Annotated in this window: 16 protein-coding genes; 9 read left to right on the top strand and 7 right to left on the bottom strand. The window is 45.5% G+C overall.

The window, feature by feature from the left end; translation table 11 throughout:
• Positions 1 to 141 precede the first annotated feature (141 nt).
• Positions 142 to 861 (top strand): DUF2786 domain-containing protein, encoded by a 720-nt coding sequence (locus QUA83_RS24095; RefSeq protein WP_333296389.1) that lies wholly within the window; start codon positions 142 to 144, stop codon positions 859 to 861.
• Positions 862 to 1,096: 235 nt separating this feature from the next.
• Here the strand turns inward: QUA83_RS24095 and acpP are convergent, their stop codons facing one another.
• Positions 1,097 to 1,327, bottom strand: coding sequence for an acyl carrier protein (gene acpP, locus QUA83_RS24090; protein ID WP_333156689.1), 231 nt, complete (start codon positions 1,325 to 1,327; stop codon positions 1,097 to 1,099).
• Between the two features lie 1,440 nt (positions 1,328 to 2,767).
• On the opposite strand from acpP, the gene QUA83_RS24085 reads away from it, so the two are divergent.
• The gene (locus QUA83_RS24085; protein WP_333296388.1) at positions 2,768 to 5,368 is read left to right on the top strand and encodes a dynamin family protein; all 2,601 of its coding nucleotides are present in this window, start codon (positions 2,768 to 2,770) and stop codon (positions 5,366 to 5,368) included.
• A gap of 167 nt (positions 5,369 to 5,535) precedes the next feature.
• Here QUA83_RS24085 and QUA83_RS24080 read toward each other — a convergent pair whose 3' ends face one another.
• The 4 genes from QUA83_RS24080 to QUA83_RS24065 form a co-directional block, all read right to left on the bottom strand.
• Positions 5,536 to 6,087 carry a Uma2 family endonuclease gene (locus QUA83_RS24080; protein ID WP_333296386.1) on the bottom strand — a complete coding sequence of 184 codons (552 nt, stop codon included), beginning with the start codon at positions 6,085 to 6,087 and terminating at the stop codon, positions 5,536 to 5,538.
• A 221-nt stretch (positions 6,088 to 6,308) separates the two neighbouring features.
• Positions 6,309 to 7,025: a GUN4 N-terminal ARM-like repeat domain-containing protein gene (locus QUA83_RS24075; protein ID WP_333296384.1), complete on the bottom strand. Its 717-nt coding sequence runs from the start codon at positions 7,023 to 7,025 to the stop codon at positions 6,309 to 6,311.
• 232 nt (positions 7,026 to 7,257) lie between these two features.
• Positions 7,258 to 7,830 (bottom strand): hypothetical protein, encoded by a 573-nt coding sequence (locus QUA83_RS24070; protein WP_333058257.1) that lies wholly within the window; start codon positions 7,828 to 7,830, stop codon positions 7,258 to 7,260.
• 276 nt (positions 7,831 to 8,106) lie between these two features.
• Entirely contained in the window at positions 8,107 to 8,316 is a 210-nt protein-coding gene (locus tag QUA83_RS24065; protein ID WP_333296383.1) for a hypothetical protein, read from the bottom strand.
• A 966-nt stretch (positions 8,317 to 9,282) separates the two neighbouring features.
• Between QUA83_RS24065 and QUA83_RS24060 the strand changes: the two genes are divergently transcribed.
• The 4 genes from QUA83_RS24060 (at position 9,283) to ruvA (ending at position 13,170) form a co-directional block, all read left to right on the top strand.
• Positions 9,283 to 11,919: an AAA-like domain-containing protein gene (locus QUA83_RS24060; protein WP_333296382.1), complete on the top strand. Its 2,637-nt coding sequence runs from the start codon at positions 9,283 to 9,285 to the stop codon at positions 11,917 to 11,919.
• Between the two features lie 66 nt (positions 11,920 to 11,985).
• Positions 11,986 to 12,240, top strand: coding sequence for a type II toxin-antitoxin system RelN family antitoxin (locus QUA83_RS24055; protein ID WP_333296381.1), 255 nt, complete (start codon positions 11,986 to 11,988; stop codon positions 12,238 to 12,240).
• A gap of 29 nt (positions 12,241 to 12,269) precedes the next feature.
• Positions 12,270 to 12,437 (top strand): hypothetical protein, encoded by a 168-nt coding sequence (locus QUA83_RS24050; RefSeq protein ID WP_333296380.1) that lies wholly within the window; start codon positions 12,270 to 12,272, stop codon positions 12,435 to 12,437.
• 109 nt (positions 12,438 to 12,546) lie between these two features.
• Complete coding sequence (ruvA, locus tag QUA83_RS24045) at positions 12,547 to 13,170, top strand: Holliday junction branch migration protein RuvA (RefSeq protein ID WP_190742029.1); 624 nt, start codon at positions 12,547 to 12,549, stop codon at positions 13,168 to 13,170.
• 109 nt (positions 13,171 to 13,279) lie between these two features.
• Here the strand turns inward: ruvA and QUA83_RS24040 are convergent, their stop codons facing one another.
• Complete coding sequence (locus QUA83_RS24040; RefSeq protein ID WP_333296379.1) at positions 13,280 to 13,852, bottom strand: hypothetical protein; 573 nt, start codon at positions 13,850 to 13,852, stop codon at positions 13,280 to 13,282.
• A gap of 428 nt (positions 13,853 to 14,280) precedes the next feature.
• On the opposite strand from QUA83_RS24040, the gene rpsO reads away from it, so the two are divergent.
• The 3 genes from rpsO (at position 14,281) to aroF (ending at position 16,403) form a co-directional block, all read left to right on the top strand.
• On the top strand, positions 14,281 to 14,550 hold the full coding sequence (gene rpsO, locus QUA83_RS24035; protein WP_015174482.1) for a 30S ribosomal protein S15: 270 nt from the start codon (positions 14,281 to 14,283) through the stop codon (positions 14,548 to 14,550).
• Positions 14,551 to 14,645: 95 nt separating this feature from the next.
• Positions 14,646 to 15,119 (top strand): PAM68 family protein, encoded by a 474-nt coding sequence (locus QUA83_RS24030; protein ID WP_015174481.1) that lies wholly within the window; start codon positions 14,646 to 14,648, stop codon positions 15,117 to 15,119.
• Between the two features lie 222 nt (positions 15,120 to 15,341).
• Positions 15,342 to 16,403: a 3-deoxy-7-phosphoheptulonate synthase gene (aroF, locus tag QUA83_RS24025; protein WP_333296377.1), complete on the top strand. Its 1,062-nt coding sequence runs from the start codon at positions 15,342 to 15,344 to the stop codon at positions 16,401 to 16,403.
• Between the two features lie 483 nt (positions 16,404 to 16,886).
• Here aroF and QUA83_RS24020 read toward each other — a convergent pair whose 3' ends face one another.
• Complete coding sequence (locus tag QUA83_RS24020; protein ID WP_333296375.1) at positions 16,887 to 17,090, bottom strand: ISAzo13-like element transposase-related protein; 204 nt, start codon at positions 17,088 to 17,090, stop codon at positions 16,887 to 16,889.
• Positions 17,091 to 17,265 lie beyond the last annotated feature (175 nt).

The raw sequence follows: 17,265 nt of genomic DNA, 5'->3' as shown, positions 1-17,265 counted from the left end.
TCTTTCTCTCTGCGCCCTCTGCGCCCTCTGCGGTTCAAAAAAATCCTCCTCAAAAAACATCGCACATTCCCAGCTATACTAAAATAGGAATTCACCCAAATCCTTGCCACCGCATACTCTCACCCTAAAACCGATTGAAAAATGGCAGACACAAGTATTGTCGAAAGAATCAAAAAGCTTTTAGCCCTCGCCACCTCATCCAATGAAAACGAATCGACTGCTGCGGCCGAAAAAGCTTCCCTTTTACTGGCACAGTACAATCTCAGCCTCGCGGATTTAGGGCCAAATCACCAAGAAGAGATTGACGAAAACTCAGTTGAAACAACATCGAAATTTGTCACTTGGAAAATGATGTTGCTTTCGGGAATTGCCGACGCTAACGGTTGCACTGCAATGCGAAACACTTATAATGGCAGTATGTTTTTGGTGGGAACTTCTACAAACCTGATTGTTTGCAAACATCTGTACGAGTATTTGAGTTCTGCGATTGAAAAAAGGGCTAAATACCGCAAAGGAAACGGCAGGGGGTTGGCGTATCTGAATGCTTTTCGGGTTGGATGCGCGACACGGTTGAGACAAAGATTGTTGGAACAAAAACAGGAGATGGAAGAGTCGGGGATTCCAGGTTCGGGGGATGTGGCGGCGACTCCAGGGATTGTAGTGCGATCGATGTTTGAGAAAAATCAACAGGCGATCGCCGATTATCTAGAGGGCCGAGGGGTTAAAATTAGAACGAGAACCGATTCTCAAGTCAGCAGCGAGGCGGGTTTTAATTCCGGGTATGAAGTGGGCGACAAAATTAGTTTGCACAAGCAAGTGCAGCCGCAAGAGGATATGAAGCAACTTAATGAAAGTCTTTGAGTTCTCGATAGTAATTCATGGATAATCAAAACAGGGATAAACTTAAAGCAAATTACAAATTAGGTCAGTTTGTGAACTGAAAAGTTGAGTATGATGCACCTTTCTGACAATTGATCATGTCAATAAAATATTCCTGGCTTTGAAATCAACCCAAATTATTTCATAGTTTAGGAATCATCTTGAATCTGAGCTTCTGTTGTTTCAGGAATTTGAACTGGGTTACTGTCTTGGGTTTTTAAACATCAACTTTTTGGTAAATATAATCAACAGTCTGTTCAACGGTTGTAATTGTCTCGGCAGCTTCATCGGGAATTTCAATGTCGAATTCCTCCTCGATTGCCATAATTAGCTCTACTGCATCGAGAGAATCGGCTCCTAAATCATTGGCAAAATTAGCGTTTATGGTGACTTCACTTGCATCAACTGCTAGCTGCTTGACAATAACCGCTTTGAGTTTTTCATAGATTTGCTGCTTAAGCTTACCACTTGGGGAAGATTCAGCAAAAACGTTAGGAGTAGTGGTATCAGTGGTAGTTTCATCAGGATCTAATTCTGATTCGTCTTCCGATTCATCCCGGACTCGGAAGTAGTAAAAAAGATTAGCAACAGCCAAATCTGAGGCTTTTTCCAAGTTCGATGATACTAAACTTTTATGACCCGCTATTTCCCCTTGCTTAATAATATAATTTTCATACTCTGGACGCTGCTGCGGATCGAGCATTAATTGCAGTTGAGTGCGAAGCGCATAAAAATGAGACTTCGGCCGCAAATTTTCATAAAACAACTGTTCATCCGGTATCGCTAAAGCTGTTGTGGCTGAATTTTTATCCCCCATAACAGCTAAGTCTGATTTACTCAAATCAGCACTCTGCAACTCCTTTAACTCACTTGGCGACAAATCTTTAATCCATTCAATCTGATGAAGCCAAATGTCTAAGGCAGCTAAATCGTGATTGTGAATTCGGGTGATTTCAGGAAATAGAAAATCAAGCTCTTCGTCAGAGTCACAGCCTTGTAAAATACCGAGGCCATCTTGACGGATTTGTTTTTGAAGCTGAGAAAGCCGATCGCCCGCAGCACCAAATTCATTCTGCACCTGATACGTGCCAATAATACTTTGCTCGATCGCCCAACTGCACTCTAATCGGCGCAACTGTCCCGCCGCACAAGTTTCTTCTAATAAATGCGGATTTTTGTAGTCTGCTAAAGCCTGAAACAACATCCCCCGCGCTGCATCAATTTCAGCATTGCGGCGGTTGATATCTTGCAGTTGCAAAGCCGATCGCATTCGTTGAATTGCTTGCGTAAATAACCCGTAAGCCCGCACTAAAACTAGCCGATGATTCTCAAATGTCATCTTTTCGACAACTTCCGAAATTTGTTGCTTAATTTCCGCGCCTTGGTATTTTAAAAGTTGTTCTAAATTGATGAAACCGTTTTCTACTTTGACTTCCAGCCTTTCTACAGCTTTTTTGAGTTTCAATGTCTGGTGCAAATTGACTGCTGACAAGGCTACCCCAGCCACAGTTCCCACACCAATGACGGCTGTTGTCGCTTGCAGCACGCCCAAACTCGCTTGGACGGCTTGAAAGCCCATGTGCATTTGCTGCATCTGCAAGCCTTGCATCGCAAACTGCAACGGCGACACTAACGGCGATAGCGGGCTGTTGTTGAGGGCCGCGCCCACGGCATGGGCTACGAACTGTCCCGTCGCTTCATCTCTGGCCATGCCGATCGGCACTCCAGCGGATGTAAACACTTGTGCGTACTTGCCAGCCTCGATCGCAGCCTGTACCGCTGCGGGAAATACAAAGTTCATCATTACTTTTTACCCCGGTAGCATACCAAAGAATAACTTATCTCTTATGATAGATTAAATAAAAAAAATTATAAATAGACGCCGAAAATGGACACTTCACTAATTAGTTCACAAACGGTTGAGCTTATTTCCCGACTGACAGGGCAAAACCTCCGAAAAGAGGATATTACTCCGCCTGTGCTTTTCCTGGCGGGGCTGATAACGGTGTTGCTGGGAGTCATTCATGCCGACGGTACGGTAAGTGCTGAGGAAACGCAGCGATTGCGGACAACTTTTACGGAACTTATTCCCGCTAACAACAATTTGCGCCCATTGGTAATGCCGATGGTTAAGAGCGTGCGGGAACAGCAAGTTTACAAGAAATTGACCGCGTTGCTGGCGCTGACAGCGTGTTTTTCTGAGGAGGAAAAACTGCTGCTGATTAGTTTTGGGTATCAAATGTCGGCGGCAGATGGGACAATAGATAAACGCGAAAAAGAGTATTTGACGATTGTCGCCAACAAACTCGGAATCGCTGGGCGATTTTTGACTGTTTTGGAAGCCAGTTTTAGCAGTCAAGCAATAAGCGATACAGCAGCTTTAACAGAACTCCACTCGTTACTAGATCCAGCGCAATTTCAATCTCTCGATTCTATGTTTGTCCGTGCTGCCAGTCACATTATCGGACACTTACCAGCAAAACCGAAATACAAAACAAATCAAAAACTGTCAGTTTCGTCCTATCAGGAGTTGAAAAAATTTCAACTGTACCGACAACAACTGGATGCTGTTTGTGGAAAACTTTATTTAACTCTGCAAGATGGAAGCGAGCGCAATGTGCTATCTCCTACTTTAGCAGAAGAAGTAACGAAAGTATCTCAGAGATTGCAATCTCCATGTTTTCGCGTTGCTGTTGTCGGCGAGTTTAGTAAAGGCAAATCAACTTTACTCAATGCCTTACTCGGCGAGGAAATCCAACCAGTGCGGGATATTCCCTGTAGCGGTAATGTGACTATTTTGAAATATGGTTCGCAGCGCCGGGTTATTTGTCGCTACAAAAATGGACTGGAGGAAGAAATTTCACCTGCACAATATCAAGAGAAAGCTTCGATTTCGGAAGAAGCGGCTTATGGTTCTTATGCCGAGGAAATTGCCAAGTCGGAAATTGCCGAAATTGTTTTTGAGCATCCCGAATTAGAGTTGTGCCGCAATGGGGTAGAAATTATTGATTCTCCTGGGTTGAACGAACAAGCAGAACGCACATTAATCACCCAACAGGTACTCAAAACAACTGATGCGGTTATTTTCTTAACTCATGCTCAAAATGCTTTAACCGAGAAAGAGCGAGAACTGCTTTTGTACTTGAAAAAAGAACTAAATTATGGTAATAAGGAAGGCGCGGGTAATATTTTTATGGTAGTTAATTTTTTCGATTTGCTGCGGCGGGAAGAGAGTCGCCAGCAGGTACGAAAAAGGGTGGAAACAATTGTTAAAAGTCAAAATTTAATTGCTGGTGAAAACCGGATTCATTTTATTTCTGCTCAATCTGCATTGGAGGCGATTTTAGAAGGAAATGAAAATGATGATTATCTAAAATATTTTCAGGGTTTTACTGATTCGATTGAGAAGTTTCTGACAGTTGAACGGGGGGCGATCGCACTTCGGCAGTCCGCCGCCGGAATTAAGCAAATTATTGACACTGGTTGTGAGGAATTGAATCAATGGGAGGAAATGTTAGAGGGAAAATTGACAGTTGATCAAGGAGATAAGCAGAAAATATTTGAACAAATGGCGGAAGTAAGCGGTCGCGAGGTTAAAATTAGATTTTTAGCTAATGAATTGATGGAGCAGTCTTTAGAAGAAGCTATTGAATCTTGGCATAAATGGGCGGAAGGATTGGGACAACGTTTGGGATCAAAAAGTCATCGCTGGACTTCCGGACATAACCATATTTGGAGTCAAAACAAATTGATTAAAGATTATTCTAATCAATTTGTCCTAGACATGACCAAAGAAATAGAAGATTGGGCAAGTCAAAAAGTCAAAGCAATTTTACAACAAAATGTGGCTGTTTTAAATAACCAAATCAATGAAGATATTTATGCAATTCGGCTGGAGTTTCAAAATTTCGATAAGCAACTGAGTAGTAACCTTGTCAGTCAATTTAATAATTTGGCGATCGCAGGTGATCTGGGCGGAATTGGGATCGGTGGAAGCGGTATCGCTTCATCGATCTCAGATATTGGAGGTCCTGGAGGTTATCTTGGCGGTTTAGGCCTTGGTGGATTAGTAGCGGCGGGATTGCTGTTTGGAGGAGTTGGTATTATTCCAATTATTTTGGGTGCCTTAGCTGCTGGTGGAGGTGGTGCATTTGGATTGGGAATGCTAGATGTTGATGGAATTCATAACCAGATTAAGGAAAAAGTTTGTGAATTAGGCTTTGAGAAATTTGGTGAATCGGCAGAGTCTATTTTTGAGAAGGTACAAGAAAGAGTTATTGCAGTATTTAACGATCGCGCTGATGCGAATAGCGATGCGATGTCAAAAGCTATCTCGCTGTGGGAGAATTTGTTAGAACAGCAGGAAAAGCGCGATCACCAAAATCAAGCAGAATGCGAAGCCGAAAAGGTTTGGCTGGCTGACAAACGTCGGGAACTTGAACAAGTACAGAGTCAAATTGAAACAATCTTAAATCAAAGTGCCCGCTAATTCAATGAGTAACAGGTAAGCGCAAAAAAACCATAGTACCTTGTAAATACTATGGTTTTGTCGCATTGCGTGACAGTCAATAGTCCCACCGCCCCGAGTTAAAGTTTTCCCGCTGTCACGCACCCTACGACTGATATCTTGCACAGAGTACGATCGCCCTCAATCAATCAATCAATCAATTCCGCCTCTTCAAAAATCTGTCTAGTCGTCAACTCCAAACCAGGCAGCAACTCATCCACAATCGGTGTATTATCCGTATAAACTTGACTCAAACCATCCGTCAAAAAACTTTTAATTAAAATAGCCTCTGGATCAATCACCCAAACTCGCGGAACTCCCGCCGCCAAATAATCTTTCGCCTTCTCTTCAAATTCCTTCATACTTTGATCCGGCGATATAATCTCAATCACCAGTTCAGGAATTGCGGGACAAGCTTCATTTCGCCGCCAACTTTTCGGCAGACGTTCATAAGAAATGTACATTAAATCGGGAACAGGTGCCCAATCTTTATCCTGACGTTTTAACAAAATTGCCCATTCTGGAAGCACTCGCCCGCGTCCTTTACACCATAAACGAATCAGGCCACACAAAGCTCCCTGTAAACTGGAATGAAAAAATTTTGGAGACACTTTAGGAACTGCTTCACCATCTAGAAACTCACAATATACATCTCCGTCGGGCAAAGCTAGAAATTCTGCTAAAGTGAGTTTGGTTCCCATGCCTACCATGACTCCCAGCCCTCTCGCTAATTAATTCAAATATCAATTATACAAAATTTCCCAACATTCCTAGAAGTGCGATCGCCCCTATTCTCTTCATTCCTCTACCTCTGTGCTCTCTGCGCCCTCTGCGGTTAAATCTTAAAATCCGATTTCCCCGCTCAAAACTATGGGGCCTGCCATCGGGCCCGCCCCACCTTCTTCAAAAAATCCCAAACTCTTCATTTCAACCAGGCAGGATGAGCCATCAAAGCTGCAAAAGGCTGCACTCCCCGCAACTGATTTGACAGCGGCAAATGCCCTCTCGGCGCGCTCAAATCCCAGATAAACTCTTGCGGGTATCGCGTCCAATTATTCCCCTTTTTCCAGCCAATTAGCGGCCACAATTTATCCCAATTCTTCCCCGAACCGAGCCAAATTTCCCGCTGCACCGAAAAGCCAAATTTGCCTTCGGAATGAACTTTCCACAGCGTATTAATTGTTTGCAAATCCGTTACCGGCAAACTCTCAACTTGGGTAAAATACAGCCACTTTCTCACAGAAGCTGTATCACCAGCCAATTCACAAAGCTTGTCTAAAGTCAAGCGATCGGCTTCTTGAAATTCCTGTAACGCCAATAATTGTTGCAGCGGAGTGTAATCAATGTTAGAGTCCGATCGCAGCGGCACAACCCCAGTCGGAAAATTCGCTTGCAAAAACTCCGCCGCTCTCGGAGAATTAGCACTGAAAAGAATTTGGTAAGCCTTACCCATTACCGCAGTCGGTGCCTCTGACTTGCGCTCTAATAAAAATTCCATCAATACATCCCAACCGGAATCTGCTATTTGTTGTTGTAGCAGTTGCAGTTGAGCTTTTTCCGAACCCGACCTCAACTGAGAGCGGAGTTCGGCTGTATCGGCCGCCGAGTCTAGAGGAGAAGTAGAAATCGAGTCAGTCATGAGAAACTATCAGCTATCAGCTATCAGCTATCAGCTATTAGCTGAAGCCCTGGTTTTCCCCCATTGTACAATGGTACTGACTCCGATTCACTTCTCTGTACTCGGATGCCTGCGCGCCACGCCGCCTGGTTTAGCCTCACGCCCGCACACTTTTCGCCAATGGCAGCAATCGCAAATATGTCTACCATCTGAAATTTGCGATCGATGCCATGTCAAAGAGTTTTTCTTGAACCTAGTCGTCCACGATCGAAACCCATGCAGGGAAGGAAGGCGGAAAAAAGTTTATGTCATATTCCGAGTCTTCCCACTCTTTGACCCACAGCGGCACGGCGCCGGGGCTAGGAGTTGCAGAAAAGGTGCGTTCTTTGACTTCGATCGAGTGAAATAGCTGTTTTAAAGTATCTCCCCGATCCAAAGCTTCGCTGAGGATGTCATCCAAGTCAGGATCGACTCGTTTGACGCGGTTTTTGTCCTCCTCCAGCCACAAAAGTTTCAAAGACTTCAGATCTCTCGGACTGAGGATGCTCTTGTAGTACACGCGCTTAAGAGTCGCTACGGGCTCCAATGAGCGTTCGATCCGGCGAATTTGCTGAACTCGCAGGTAGTGCCATTCCGCTAAACGCTTACTTTCCGAAGGCGGGAGAGTACCCTTGCCCGCTGCGTGTTTGTAGTCGTATTTAATCAAACTGCAAGCCATATTGGCTAGCAGGTGAATCAACTGTTTTTCTTTGGGTGTCGCCTGACGCCGTTCCTGGGTTCTTGTCAATACGCGCTGTCTGCGGGTAGTTTCGAGAGTATTTTCCATTGGGTTTTTACGAGATGAAATACGATTGTGCCAGATACAAATCCCGAACATCAGAAGGTAAGGAAGTTGATAGGCGGGGAAACTCCACCGACAGACTCGCCTTACCTGTTTATTTTCCCATCCACCGTTCTCTGAAACTGATCCCCACCCCTGGGATTAGGTTGACTGATCTTCTTGGGATCTAGTTTTAACTACCTCGATCAGAGGCGGTTGGGACAACAAGCACCACAACTACAACCACAACCGCATCAGAGCGAACCACACTCCGGGCGCCAATTATTTCCTGCCTTTACCCGTTTTTACCTCTTCTTGGTCCCCATCCTCATTCGTTCCAGTGTACTTAAAGTCAGGACGACTCTCCCAAGCCGTCAAACTACTGGCTGATGAAGGTTGTGTGGCGATGGCTGAAGCGCTGGCGCTGCCTGCCTGGAAAAAGCCGAAGCCAGCCGAGGCAATTACCCCTAATACTAAGATGCTGTTTTTCATGTTCGATGACCCTGATTTGCGTAGATTGACACTTTTTGGCTAACCCGATCTATCAGAAATGGGTTGATGCAATAGCCCACTTGTCTTCTGATAAATCTGCCTGCCATAATCAATTCAGACAGGCACACCCGCTTGCGATCGGAAACGCCGGAAGTGACGTGTTACTAATGTCCACGATCATCCATCAACCCGAATTTTTTGGGTAGTGGAGCGAAAGCCATCAGGGCGTCGATCCATCAGGGAGTTATGCCATCAGGGTGCTAATCCATCGGGTAGTTAAGCCATCAGGGCGCATCTTCTACAATTAGCCACAGACTTAACTTTTATAGTTGAGTAAGTGGTTAGCCTGGTACTGACAAAGCCTTTAAGAATTAAACTTTTTGTGGATGCATCCTGAAAAGTTTGTTCTTAGGAATCCCCCAAAGCGAAAGCCCGGGGAAAGTCAGCAGCATGGAATTCCATGCAATCTAAGTCAACTAAAAAAACGCAGATTAACGATATCTCCCACTCAAGCAGTCCTCAGCAAAACGCTGGGGTTTTTTATTGGCAGCCATTGCGATCGCGTTTTTCTCCGGCATCCGGCAGGCGGAGCTAAAGGCAGAAGGTTGACGGCGCTGTGGTTATGAGTTTCCCTGCCCACATCATACCACCGGGTGAATTTTAAAGTATTATTGTAAAAAAATGTGAAAAAAACGGCGTTTGAGCGTTCTCAATTCGAGCGAGTGAAAATTCATCTAATTATCTGAACGAGTGTAAAAAATCAAGTGGCGGGGTACGATTGAGCCGATCGTAGGATTTGGGGCGAACGCTTGCAAAGATACGGTAAAGATTGACACGGAGAAAGCTGAGCTAGTAGACAATAGAGAAAGAGGAACAAAAATTTTCCAATAGTAAGCCGGCAATAACTCCAATTTGTAACCTTTCGATCGCACAGCATAGGGGTGTAAAATCTTGATGAATTCCCAGATGACAGCAGAAGTTAATTCAACGTACCAATATCAAGTCGGAGGATATTTGCCTGCCGGTGCGCCCACCTATGTCAGGCGATCGGCCGACAGCGAGCTCTACGAAGGACTCAAAGCCGGAGACTTCTGCTACGTGTTGAGTTCGCCACAAATGGGAAAGTCCAGCCTGCTAGTGCAAACGGCCAAAAGGTTGCAAGCCGAAGGTACAGTTTTTGCCGCCATCAACTTGAGAAGCATCAGCAGCCCAGATATCTCCCCCCAAAAGTGGTATGGCGGAATCATGTACCGCATGGCAAGCAGTTTACACATCACAAACAGGTTTGATGCCATCAAGTGGTGGAACGATCGCGAACTGCTGCCACCGGTGCAGCGATTGGAGATATTTATCGAAAAAGTTTTGCTCAAGTCACTTCAGCAAAAGCTGGTAATTTTCATAGATGACATTGAGAGCATTAGCAGCCTAAATTTCAGTACCAGCGATTTTTTTGCTTTGATCCGGGCTTGTTACTCCAAGCGGGCAGAGCAACCGGAATACGATCGCCTGACTTTTGCTGTTATGGGAGTAGCAGCCCCCTCAGCATTGATCCGAGATCCAAGATGCAACCCTTTTAATATTGGACGGCAGATTCATTTAAGTCGATTCCAACTGCACGAAAGTTTGCCACTAGCAAAAGGATTAGCCCTGAAAGCTTTTCGCCCCCAAAAAGTGCTCCAAGAAATATTAGCTTGGACGGGCGGCCAACCGTTTCTAACTCAAAAAGTTTGCCACTTGGTACTTGAATACGGGCCTTTCATTGGTCGAAATTCCGAAGCTAAGCAGGTTGAAAAACTGGTCAAACACAGAATTATTAAAAATTGGGAAGAAGAAGACGAACCCCAACATTTGATACCCATACGCGATCGCATTTTTCATAACCACTGCGACCTCACGCGGCTGTTAACTCTATACCAGCAAGCTTTGCAACCGCCCCAGGCAACAAAACCCGGGGAATCGCAGGGAGTACCAGCAGATTACTCTCCCGAAAAACTCGAATTGCAACTGTCAGGACTGGTTGTTAAATCTCACGGTAAATTAGTAGTTGCTAACCTAATTTATCAGTCAGTTTTTAATCGATTTTGGGTAGAAAAAGAGCTGGGAAAATTGGCTCCCTACCGCTTGGCGCTAGCAGCATGGCTGGCTTCAGACCGCGAAGATGAATCGCTGTTATTGACAGGGGAAAGTTTGCAGTCAGCTTTGGATTGGGCTGCGGACAAACAATTAAGCCAAGAACACTATTGGTTCTTGAATCCCGATCGAACTTTTGGGGAAAAACCGACAGTCGTTGTCGCACAAGTTGCAGACACCAGCGTAGACACAGATGCAGACAGCCGCATCCTCACCCCGCCCTCAGATAGTGTTCCAACAGGCAGCAACGAACAGAGATTGTACGATCACATCGTCTCCTGCGTGGAAACAGAATCCCCCGCACAGGTGATCGAGCGGTTCCGAAAGCTATTTATCGACGGCATGGGCTATCCCGATCGAGAAATTGAAGCAACTTTGTATAGTATAGTCTCCGTCAAGCGATCGGATCAGGACTTTAAATATCTCCTCCACCGCTGCTGCTACATCCCGATCAACCGCTGGCAATTGCATTCCCAAAACCAATTCGCGATCGCCAAGTTGGTAGCTTTATTTAAGCAGACTTCTCCCCGATTCGGGATGGAATTTTACATAGTCAAGCGCTTGCAAGAACAAATAGCTTTCTTTACTAAAAGTGAAGAATTCCAGACCCTAGAGCGCTTAGTAAAAGCCTTAGATAGAGAGGCGGAACAGCAGAAACAAGATACAGATTCTCCTTTGGGCGAATTGATCTGTCGGTATCCTTATTTGTACGGCTATTCTCTACTGAGCAAGGGCAGCATTGAGGAAGACCAACAAACCATCCAAAAACTGGCATTTCAAAGACAGCGACAATTTGAAACACATTTGTCTCAATATTTGAATTATTTGGTTGAGCCGAGAAATACAGAAATAGGGATTGTGCAGCGGGCCCCTAATCCCACACTTTTGAACGATGCAGAACTGCACTTAGCGGTAAGGGAATTTGCGGGAAAAGTAGCAGGCGATCGCAGCTACAAAGAAGCGGCTCAATTTTTTTTGAGAGATTCCCGACAAACTCCATCTTACGCCTCATTTAAAGTGGATTTATATGAATATTTAATATCGTCGATTGAACCAGAATACGGCGGGCGTCAATTTAATGACCGTTTGTACAAACACATCAAAAATACCTTGCGAGAAAATGACTCGGTGAAATTCAATAATTCATTGTTAGTTCGGACTTGCCACCAATTGTTCAACTTCTTAGTAGTGGAAAATTCCCAACATCCCAGCCACTACGTTTTTTACGATTTGGTGTACAACCTCGGCGCTAGTAGGACAATGGGTTTACTGCTGAAACTTGTACTGCTTTCGGGCAAAGTCAAACCCGAGTTGGAAAAGCGCTTTTCTATTTTGTTTAATCACTATGAAGGTAAAGCTTCTAATGAAATTATGTGGTTTGTCAAATCCTTGGAAAATTTCAATGTGGCTTTGGTTGTTAATTTTGGTAAGACGGATTTGTCTTTGGTTAAACAGCAGCTTATTTTGGCTTGAGAATAACAAAATCGCTCGGACAGGGTTATATAATAGTATTAATTGAAAAAAATCCCGGAGAAACCAATGAAAGCCTTTGAAGTCACAGGAACGATCGACGAAAAAGGTCAATTAATTCTCGATCGACCTTTAACCGCAGAAACTCCCGGCCGGGTGCGAATCATAGTCCTCTTTCAGGAACCTACAGATGAAACTGAAGAATATCCAGATGATACTCCAGTTGCAGAAATAAAAGCCAGTCTCAAAAGAGCGTTGCAGGAAGCTAAAACCGGACAGCGAATACCTCTTTCTCAAATGTGGGAGGGCATCGATCGATTTTAGATTTTAGATTTTAGATTTTAGAGGATCGCATGATTTATCAAGTAGAATCACCGTCGATCGTACTTTTGTTAACTATTGACTCAAAATCCGATCGAACTCACATCTTGCACTATTCTCAAGAACGGGCTCTCCGGCCCGTTCCACAAAGAGTAGATTTTCTTGTGGAACAGGCATCTTGCCTGTTGCTAAAAGGCTAATTGAGAATGGTGCAAGATGTCAGATCGAACAGATATCAGCCTCAACGAAATCCGCAACATCATCGCCGACTTTGATGAAAACCAATAGCGGTGTATTATTATTAATTTTATGATTAGCTATCTCAAAGGCACAGTAGCCGATATCGCCAAAGGCAGCAACCGCGTCATATTGACTCTGGAAGTCAATCAAATCGGCTATGAAATCCAAATTTTGCCCCGCGTGACCGGTCAATTGCCAGCATCTGGCGAAGTCGCCCAAATTTTTACCCACCAGCAAGTTAAGGAAGACCAAATCGTATTGTACGGTTTTGGCAGCGCTGCAGAACGCGATTTGTTTCGGCAGTTGACGAGTGTTAGCGGTGTGGGTGCTCAACTGGCGATCGCACTTCTTGATACTTTAGGATTGCAAGATTTAGTCCAGGCGATCGTCGGCGGTAACACCCGCATCCTCGCCAAAACTCCAGGCGTGGGAACAAAAACCGCAGAACGTCTCGCCCTGGAACTCAAAAGCAAACTCTCGGAATGGCGACAGCAAGCAGGTTTGACAACTTCAGTCGCCGCCGGAGTCCCCCCAGCTATTCAAGAAGAAGTCGAGATGATCCTGCTGGCGATGGGATACACTGCGGCTGAAGTCTTGCAAGCGCTGCAAACCCTCAGTCAAGACAGCACTTTGTCGGCCAAAGGTGATGCGGATGATTGGATACGTGAGGCGATCGCCTATTTGAGCCGATAACAACTTGAAAGCCCGTGAAATTGCTGTAGATAGAGGGTGTCGCAATTCACTTTTCCCCGCAAGGGGATTAAAACTCTTTAATTGAAGTGAAGGAAGGTGGCGTTGCTGATTATTGCGCGGGGCGCTTAAAGCTCACCACAAAACTTCTCCCTCCGCTCTTGTCTTTGCCTCTTGGCAGTACGCAGTGTTGCCAACTCCAGCGGATTGGACCAGCGATCAAATAGGCATCTCCTGCATTTTGTTCCAGTTCAAAGACGGGGCTGTTGGCATCTTTGCGAAAGCCAATGACGCGGTTGTTGGAGAGGCTGATGGCGATGATTCTCTCTCCGTGTCGGTGGTTGTCGATGTGCCATTTGAACTGGGATCTGAGGCTGCCGAACCAATCGGTGACGCGGTATTGATTGGGCATCTCATCGAAGAACCCACGGTCTTGTAGGGTCTTCCCCCAAGCGAGCATCCAGGGGGTTGGTGGCGGGGTCTCTTTGCCGGGGGCTCCTCGACGGATGGGCGCGTCAGCCTCTGGGGGTGTGGTTGGCTCGGGGGTGTTGTGTCCGAAGTCTCCGTAGTAGCGAAAGAGTACATCGCCTGGGTTCTTGGTGTACTCGTCATTTGCCACAATGAGGTCTACCTCTTTTTGAGACAGTAACTTGGGGAAGGTCTTTAGACCGGGTGTCTTTGCCATTTTGTTCCGGGGTTTTTCTGATTGTGCGTTTGCTGTGTCGATCGCGCAAGCGGCCACCCACCACAGCGGCCAGAATTTTATTACGTTTGGTGGGTGCCATAAAAATCATTTATGCAGGGCACTGGGCCTTTATCCACCAACCATCATAGCTATAGAATTCGACATTATTAGAGGGGTCATCGCAAATATCGGGGTTGTTTGCGGGGGCCAGACATAGAGAGTGCGCGCCGTTGCTGGCGCTAAAGGATGTGGTACTGTTGGCGCTCGCTGGTTTCAATGTCGCGATTCACTTTTCCCCGCAAGGGAATTAAAACTCCCCATGCGAACTCTTGCAGCAAAAATTTCATCTCGCACCCTGCACGCTTGTTGATTGGCTGTGGTACAATTGCAGATTGTGACAATCGTACAAAAAAAACTAAAATCAATTCATGGCTCTTACACAACAGCGCAAACAAGAAATCATGGGCGACTTCCAAACCCATGAAACCGATACCGGTTCAGCAGATGTCCAAGTCGCCATGCTGACCGATCGCATCACCAAACTCAGCGCCCACCTGAAAATTAACCAAAAAGACTTCGCATCCCGGCGCGGTTTGATGATGATGATCAGCCGCCGCAAGCGCCTGCTGGCCTACATCCAGAAGCAAAATGCCGATCGCTACAAAGCATTGATTGCCCGCCTAGGCATTCGCGGCTAAACACTAAAGCCAAAATTTGCGACAATATTCTTTAATCTTGGACAAACACCAAGACTTATTGAAAAATGTTCGAGATTTCAGGTTAGAGATAAAATATGTCCTCCGAACCACCCCGCAAGCGCTTGCCCTTTGAACCGGCAACGAATCGTAAAAAAACGCCTAAAAAGCCCCCAGAACCCCAAGCAAGCGTAGCCTTAGAGTCGGATTCTGCCGACAAGCAGCCCAAAGCTAACAAAACCGGAAAACAGGCGCAATCCATCCCAGAAGTAGTCAGCCAACGCATGATATCTCGCATAGCGGTCTTCTGCGGCATACCGACCATCCTGGGAATTTCCACATTTTTTGTCAGCTATTTGATAGTCAGCAAAGGCTTGTTTGATTTGCCCAACACAGCAGTATTGCTGGTAAGCATGGGCTGTTTTGGTCTAGGCGTTCTGGGATTAAGCTACGGAGTCCTCTCAGCTTCCTGGGATGAAGAAGTTTCAGGAAGCACTCTGGGGTGGGAAGAATTTAATACCAATTTTGGACGGATGCGAGAAGCGTGGCGCGCCGCGAAGCCAAAAAGTTAGTCATTAGTCATTAGTTATTAGTTATTAGTCATTAGCTAAAAACTAAGCTGTTAACCATCTAGAGTTTGTATTTGGGGAGGGAATAAGAACCCGCCCCACAACAATGCTAATAATACTGATAATACTGATATAAATAGATTCTCGATCGCCATTGCATCTATTTTTTTCAGTGCATCAGAGTCATCATCCGTAGTTTAGCCCAACAGAAAAGGCAAAAAAAATATGATTATTGTAATGAAAGCCGGCACTCCAGAAGCCGAGATCGATCGCATCGACGAAGAGCTCCGCACTAGCTGGGGTTTGATACCAGAAAAAATCGTCGGCCGTTACAAAACCGTCATGGGTTTGGTGGGCGACACCGTTGAGCTCGAACCGATGCAACTGCGCGAAATGAGCACCTGGATTGAAGAAGTGCTGCGCGTCGAAAAACCCTACAAACGCGCTTCTCTGGAGTATCGCCAAGGAGAACCCAGCGAAGTAGCGGTTGCTACTCCTTTAGGAACTGTAATGATCGGCTTGCATCACCCGATCGCGATCGTAGCAGGCCCTTGCTCGGTCGAAAACGAAGAAATGATTGTCGAAACGGCAATGCGCGTCAAAGCTGCTGGAGCTCATTTTCTCCGTGGTGGCGCGTACAAACCGAGAACTTCCCCCTATGCTTTCCAAGGCCACGGCGAGAGTGCTTTGGGATTGCTAGCTGCGGCCCGGGAAGCTAGCGGTTTGGGAATTATCACCGAAGTTATGGATGCGGCCGACTTAAGTGCGATCGTAGAAGTAGCCGATGTAATCCAAGTCGGGGCGAGAAATATGCAGAATTTCTCACTGTTGAAGAAAGTCGGAGCTCAAGACAAACCTGTTTTGCTGAAGCGCGGCATTTCCGCCACCATTGAAGAATGGTTGATGGCTGCTGAGTATATCATGGCTTCTGGCAATCCGAACGTGATTTTGTGCGAGCGCGGAATTCGCGGGTATGACAGGCAATATACACGCAATACGCTTGATTTGTCGGCGGTGCCAGTATTGCGGACTCTCACTCACTTACCGATTATGGTTGACCCCAGTCACGGCACCGGTTGGGCGCAGTTTGTACCGTCAATGGCGTTTGCTTCGATCGCCTCTGGTACTGATTCGCTGATGATTGAAGTGCACCCGAATCCGAAAAAAGCTTTGTCTGACGGGCCGCAATCTTTAACACCGGATCAGTTCGACAAGTTGATGGAAGAATTGGCGGTGATTGGTAAAGTCATGGGACGTTGGCCGCAGCCCGTGCCTGTTTTGGCATAGAAACAGGCGAAACGCCTAACCTAAAATGCGATCGCGGTTAAATCCCCGACTTCTTTAACAAGTCGGGGATTTTGTTATTCGGTTTTTGGAATAGAGGCCCAGGGGCGATCGTACTTCTAGGGCGTCGGTTCAGTATTAGGAGTTGACAAAAAAGACTGAAAATGATATGTGAATTGAGAAGCCTGTTAAATTCTCATAATCAGGAAGAAGGAAGAAACCTTATGCGCCCTCCCTTATGGCATCCTCCAATTGAACTCTCAGAAAAAGAAGCGTTGATTATCAAGCGCATTAAACGAGCCAAGTTATTCACGTTTCTAAGGGCTCAACCGTTCATTCATATTTAATGATGAGTTTCAAGAAGAACTTGCTACAATTTTTAAAGACAGCACAGTAGGTCAGGGCCCAGTTCCTCCTGCACAAATTGCTCTGGCAATTATTCTGCAAGCCTACTTAGGAATGAAAATTTAATAACTTTAGCGTCTGCTAAATAGTCGGAACTGCACGATAATTCCATTTGGGTAGATATTCATCAAAAATAATTTTCATTGTTTCTTTAAATCCATTAGCTACTTTTCGACCAGTTTCATAAATTTTATCGATTACATTTACTACCACAGAAAGCCCGGTTTTAGTATGAGTTTTTGCCATGAGTTCTTTAACTAGGGCTTGCTGAATAATCGATCGCATATTGCGTGGCGAAAGGTTTCGAGCGCGGGAGCGAGAGTAAAGTGCAAGATAAACGGCTTAGTGGTGCAGAAAACTCCTGAGATGCTTAAGGAGCGTAGCTGTCGGGGCGACAAGTCACCTATAACGCTGATAGAATAAGCCTCATAGCTCTTATGCCTTGTTGATAATTAGGTAG

This window comes from Microcoleus sp. K1-B1 (assembly GCF_036704705.1).
Lineage (GTDB): Bacteria > Cyanobacteriota > Cyanobacteriia > Cyanobacteriales > Microcoleaceae > Microcoleus.
This window is presented reverse-complemented; position numbering and strand designations above follow the sequence as displayed.

Coding starts and splice junctions, on each gene's coding strand:
- QUA83_RS24095 (WP_333296389.1), top strand. CDS start 142: ATGGCAGACACAAGTATTGTCGAAAGAATCAAAAAGCTTTTAGCCCTC.
- QUA83_RS24085 (WP_333296388.1), top strand. CDS start 2,768: ATGGACACTTCACTAATTAGTTCACAAACGGTTGAGCTTATTTCCCGA.
- QUA83_RS24080 (WP_333296386.1), bottom strand. CDS start 6,087: ATGGGAACCAAACTCACTTTAGCAGAATTTCTAGCTTTGCCCGACGGA.
- QUA83_RS24075 (WP_333296384.1), bottom strand. CDS start 7,025: ATGACTGACTCGATTTCTACTTCTCCTCTAGACTCGGCGGCCGATACA.
- QUA83_RS24070 (WP_333058257.1), bottom strand. CDS start 7,830: ATGGAAAATACTCTCGAAACTACCCGCAGACAGCGCGTATTGACAAGA.
- QUA83_RS24065 (WP_333296383.1), bottom strand. CDS start 8,316: ATGAAAAACAGCATCTTAGTATTAGGGGTAATTGCCTCGGCTGGCTTC.
- QUA83_RS24060 (WP_333296382.1), top strand. CDS start 9,283: ATGACAGCAGAAGTTAATTCAACGTACCAATATCAAGTCGGAGGATAT.
- QUA83_RS24055 (WP_333296381.1), top strand. CDS start 11,986: ATGAAAGCCTTTGAAGTCACAGGAACGATCGACGAAAAAGGTCAATTA.
- QUA83_RS24050 (WP_333296380.1), top strand. CDS start 12,270: ATGATTTATCAAGTAGAATCACCGTCGATCGTACTTTTGTTAACTATT.
- ruvA (WP_190742029.1), top strand. CDS start 12,547: ATGATTAGCTATCTCAAAGGCACAGTAGCCGATATCGCCAAAGGCAGC.
- QUA83_RS24040 (WP_333296379.1), bottom strand. CDS start 13,852: ATGGCAAAGACACCCGGTCTAAAGACCTTCCCCAAGTTACTGTCTCAA.
- rpsO (WP_015174482.1), top strand. CDS start 14,281: ATGGCTCTTACACAACAGCGCAAACAAGAAATCATGGGCGACTTCCAA.
- QUA83_RS24030 (WP_015174481.1), top strand. CDS start 14,646: ATGTCCTCCGAACCACCCCGCAAGCGCTTGCCCTTTGAACCGGCAACG.
- aroF (WP_333296377.1), top strand. CDS start 15,342: ATGATTATTGTAATGAAAGCCGGCACTCCAGAAGCCGAGATCGATCGC.
- QUA83_RS24020 (WP_333296375.1), bottom strand. CDS start 17,090: ATGCGATCGATTATTCAGCAAGCCCTAGTTAAAGAACTCATGGCAAAA.